The sequence below is a fragment of the Ruegeria sp. BHSA123 genome (assembly GCF_059613425.1).
Genome location: NZ_JBXWSL010000132.1, coordinates 1 through 4,009, shown reverse-complemented (window position 1 = coordinate 4,009; position 4,009 = coordinate 1). Strand labels below are relative to the sequence as shown.

General features: G+C 55.0%; 4 protein-coding genes. 1 reads left to right on the top strand and 3 read right to left on the bottom strand.

The features are described 5' to 3' along the window. Nucleotides 1-431 precede the first annotated feature (431 nt). Nucleotides 432-956: a VPLPA-CTERM sorting domain-containing protein gene (locus AC2FNC_RS20330; protein WP_496716502.1), complete on the top strand. Its 525-nt coding sequence runs from the start codon at nucleotides 432-434 to the stop codon at nucleotides 954-956. A gap of 69 nt (nucleotides 957-1,025) precedes the next feature. On the opposite strand, the gene AC2FNC_RS20325 is transcribed toward AC2FNC_RS20330, so the two are convergent. From AC2FNC_RS20325 to AC2FNC_RS20315, 3 genes are all read right to left on the bottom strand, one after another. Then, nucleotides 1,026-1,910 (bottom strand): glycosyltransferase family 2 protein, encoded by an 885-nt coding sequence (locus AC2FNC_RS20325; protein WP_496716500.1) that lies wholly within the window; start codon nucleotides 1,908-1,910, stop codon nucleotides 1,026-1,028. Then, the gene (locus AC2FNC_RS20320; protein ID WP_496716498.1) at nucleotides 1,891-2,718 is read right to left on the bottom strand and encodes a CpsD/CapB family tyrosine-protein kinase; all 828 of its coding nucleotides are present in this window, start codon (nucleotides 2,716-2,718) and stop codon (nucleotides 1,891-1,893) included. Before AC2FNC_RS20320 ends, AC2FNC_RS20325 begins: the two co-directional genes overlap by 20 nt. Nucleotides 2,719-2,749: 31 nt before the next feature. After that, a partial coding sequence (locus AC2FNC_RS20315; protein WP_496716496.1) for a GumC family protein occupies nucleotides 2,750-4,009 on the bottom strand: 1,260 nt, incomplete at its 5' end.

The following is a 4,009-nucleotide window of genomic DNA, read 5'->3' as shown; positions in this document are numbered from 1 at the left end:
GGTGTGCCTGTTACGCGCGCCGTGAGAAACAATCAGGTGCGCTGGCTGGAATTGAAGCAAATATATCGACGGCACCTTCGGAGCCGGGGCAGGACTCCCGAAAGACGCAAAGAATGCCCGGCGGTTGAAACGGGCGCGCGACTATGTGTTCTTTTTGGCCGCGTGGCGATAACCAAATGCGCGGAGGATTCATTTCGCCTCAAGGCTCGCGGCGAATCAGCCAGATACAACTGAAGGGCGTTTGTTCCCACTTTAGAAACAAACCGGCTTCTAGAAACATATACGGTCATGATTCAGACCTGCAACGTCCAAAAAAAGCCACATTTCCAATAAAAATCCTCGTAAAGTTAGAATGTTGATGTATAAATTAAGTTGATGAGTACAACAGCTGGCATAAACCCGGTTGTCTAAAATTACGAGGGTGGGATTAGATGTTTAGAACTTTAAAAATGATGGCAATCGCACTTGCTGCATCGTTCGTGATGAGCAGTACTGCGAGTGCAGTGACGACAGTGACCGCCAACGGAAGCTACGACATCACTTCTGACAACTTCTTCACTGGCACCGTGTCATCTTTTGGTGGTCCAGGCACGTATTCGGTGAATTTCACCGCGCCGACCACGCCTCTTCCCGGGAACGCTCAGGCGTCTGTTACGACGAAAATCCTGGGAACATTCACCGGCCTGACAATGAGCTGGGTTGATGCCGCAAGCAACACGGTTCTGAATTCAGTTTCGGTGATATCTGGTGTGACCCGTCTCAACACCATCTTTACGTCCACCGGCGCACCGGGCCAGAACCTTTTGTTCAGCTGGGCGAATTCTCAACAAACAACAAACGGTGGCCCAATCCAGTTTGATTTCGACGTGGCCGCAGTTCCGCTGCCTGCAGGGGGTCTGCTGCTTCTGACCGCTCTAGGCGGATTGGCCATGGTTCGGCGTCGCAAGACTGCGTAATAAGGCGCACATAATGATGGTTATGTTAAAAGGGCTGCTTCGGTGGCCCTTTTTTGATTTTGGTTTGGATCAGATTTCGCCACCAGCCGCCTGGCGTAGCATCCAGATCATGCGCTGACATCTGAGCCGAAACAATGTTGCAATGGCTCGCAGGATCTCATTCCCCGAGCCCAGCTTTTTACTGTTCAGAACCTTGGGTGTGTGCACAATCGCACTTGCAGGCATTGCCACGCCCCGAAGCGCCCATCGCAAGCGCGCCCAGGCTCCGGTGCCGCTCAATTTATACGCCTCCTGCGTCGTCCGCCGCCATTTTGCCTTGAGTGCCGGCCAGTCCTGCCGCGAGGGATGACTGACCTGAAACCGATCCTCGTAGACCAGTTTGTAGCCATGGGAGACAGCTCGCATTGTCCATTCCCGGTCTTCTGATACGCCGTTTATAAACCCGCCGATCGCGTCGAACACGTCGCGCCGGGTCAACAGGTTGCCCGCCCCGGAAAAGCCCTGAACCTCAATATATCGGCGAAAATTGAAGGCAAAAACCGCCTCGAATGCTTCGGCCCCACTGCGGGGCGGCAGGGTCTCGTCGAAGACATCGACCCGCCCGCCGATCAGGTCGGCCCTGTCTGCAATCTCGCGACCAACCGCCAACCAGTTGGAGGCTGGTACACAATCGGCGTCAATGAAAAACAGCCGTTGTGCCGTGGTCTCGGCGACGCCTCGGTTACGGGCGTGCGCAGCACCTTTCTGAGCCTCCACGATAAAGCGAACCTCAGGAAAAGCCGCGCTGATTTCGTCCAGCGAGACCGGGGAAGAATTGTCTACAACCAGAATCTCCGTGCCGGTCGTGTCATTCTCCATAAGAGCCCGCAGACACCGCTCCAGTCTGGGGACATCGTTGTAATGCGGGATAATGACCGCGTCTTCCGGGCCCGAATCAGTAGGAGCCGTACTCATTGCCAAAGGCCCCGCTGATATAGCGACATTTGGTCAATACGATCCCCATGACCTTGGTGAGCTCGGCCAGCTGACGTTCGGTAACATCGATATGATTGATACTGGTTTCCTCAGCGGCAGCCAGCAGCAGCGCACAGTCAACGTTCTTCAGAAACCCGTGGCTGTCGTCGCTGACCATCAACGGCGGAGTATCGAACAGCATGATGTCGGGTTTGTACTCGGCCTCGATCCGTTCAAGCGTTTCAATCGTCCGGCGGCTTTGCAGAATTTCCGCCGGATTGCGGGTAGAGCTGTAGTTCAGTCCAAAAATCACGTTGTTGCCATGCCGGATGGCGTGATCCTGAAACGGCACCTCACCCTGAATGACATCGGCCATGTTATGGTTGCCGGTTTGGCCCAATACTTCAGCCAGCCCCCGGCGGCGCATGTCGAAATCGATGACAAGCGTCCGCAAATCCTCTTGTCGACCAAGGCTGAAAGCCAGATTGGCAGCTGCCGTGCTTTTGCCGCACCCGGCGTATGGTGAGGTAAGCGCCACCCGGCGCCAACCATTGGACAGGACCTGCTGCAACATCTTTGTACGCAGCATGTCATAAGGCGAAGCTGCGTGACCACCCTCATACGATACCAGGCGGTTTCTGGATACGACGCGCGGATTGATCTCGATCTCGGGCAAGGTCTGCCAGAGCTCTTCGCTGCCCTGCGTGGAGACGGCGGCAGATTCTTCCAAGCGCAGCGGTGTCGGCTGGTGTTGGCGGCCTTCCCGTTCCTCACGGGCTTTCTGAATCGCGTGCTGAAGACGGTCCATCACACCCTCCCAAAAGTAGTAAGAACAGAAGTCACCAATAAACCTCCAACTTGTCGATTATCCGCTCAGTGATCAGATCCAGGGGCAAATAATATGTGTGGATTGCCCAAACTCCTGCAGGAACGCCAATCAAAATCGCCAGTATGACCAAGGCCCAAGCCACCCGGGTGCGGATCATCTCGCCGTGCGAGCGGACATAAGGGATTGCCGCGATCGGCCAGACTTCGAGCTTGTTGATCAGGTCTTCCGGGCGGCGGGCAGACCGATTAAGCAATTCTAGCAGAACGACAAGGCCTATCCCCAACGCAATACCAAAAGCCGTTCCTCCGACTGCAATAAGCAGCCGGTCCGGTTTCGTCGGCGCACTTGGGACGACCGGATATTCGATGACCGAAATGCGCTGCCCCTGGGAGGTTACCTCGATTCTTTCGCCGGTTGAGGCTGAAGCCAGCCTTGCCACCGCGTTGTTATACTGGCCCTGAATATTGTTGTAGTCACGCTGCAGCTCCGCCAGGGTAATTGCGTTGGCCGGGGTCCGGTCAATCGTCTGTGTCACTTTTTCAAGACGCTCCTCAGTGACCGCCCTCTGGTCTTCCAGCGCGGAAATCTGTGAATCTATTTGGGCCAGTTGCAAATCGAGCGTTGAATTTCCGGTTTGAGCGCTGGAAGAGGCTGTACTGGTTGCTTGCTCGGTGGCGACAACTTCTTCCAGACGCTTGATCCGCGCTTCAAGAATTTTGATCTTTGGACTACCTTCCGCATAGATGCCCAGTTGGTTGTCCATCTGGTTGCGCAGTTGCGCCAGTTGCTGCTGGGCCTGTGTCTGGGGTTGTTGTCCAACTGACGAAATCTGGCCAGTCGCGGCAAATATCTCCAAAAGCTTTTCCCGCTGACTTTTCAGCGAAAATATCTGTTGGTCAGCTTGCTGGAGATTGGCTTGCAATGTCCCCTGCTGTGACATCCGGAACTGTAGGCTGGTGGGCAAGGCGTCGGAATTTTCGTTTTGAAACTGAAGAATCCGGGCGCTGCGCTTGTCGAGCTCATCGCTCAACCGATCGACCTCCTGCTCAAAGAATTCCAACGTATCCGCGGCGCGTTCTTTGCGGTAATTCACGTCGAGCTTCTGTATTTCCGTGAGATATGCATTCAGCACACCAGCGGCTGCCTGACCGGACCGGGCCTCGAAAGTAATGGTCATCAGGCTGGCCTGATTGCGCCCCGTGGCTATCTGGATTTTTGTGTTTCCGCGCAAGGTATCAACAATCTGATCAGGGCTAGCGTCTTCCTGATC

Coding starts and splice junctions, on each gene's coding strand:
- AC2FNC_RS20330 (WP_496716502.1), top strand. CDS start 432: ATGTTTAGAACTTTAAAAATGATGGCAATCGCACTTGCTGCATCGTTC.
- AC2FNC_RS20325 (WP_496716500.1), bottom strand. CDS start 1,910: ATGAGTACGGCTCCTACTGATTCGGGCCCGGAAGACGCGGTCATTATC.
- AC2FNC_RS20320 (WP_496716498.1), bottom strand. CDS start 2,718: ATGGACCGTCTTCAGCACGCGATTCAGAAAGCCCGTGAGGAACGGGAA.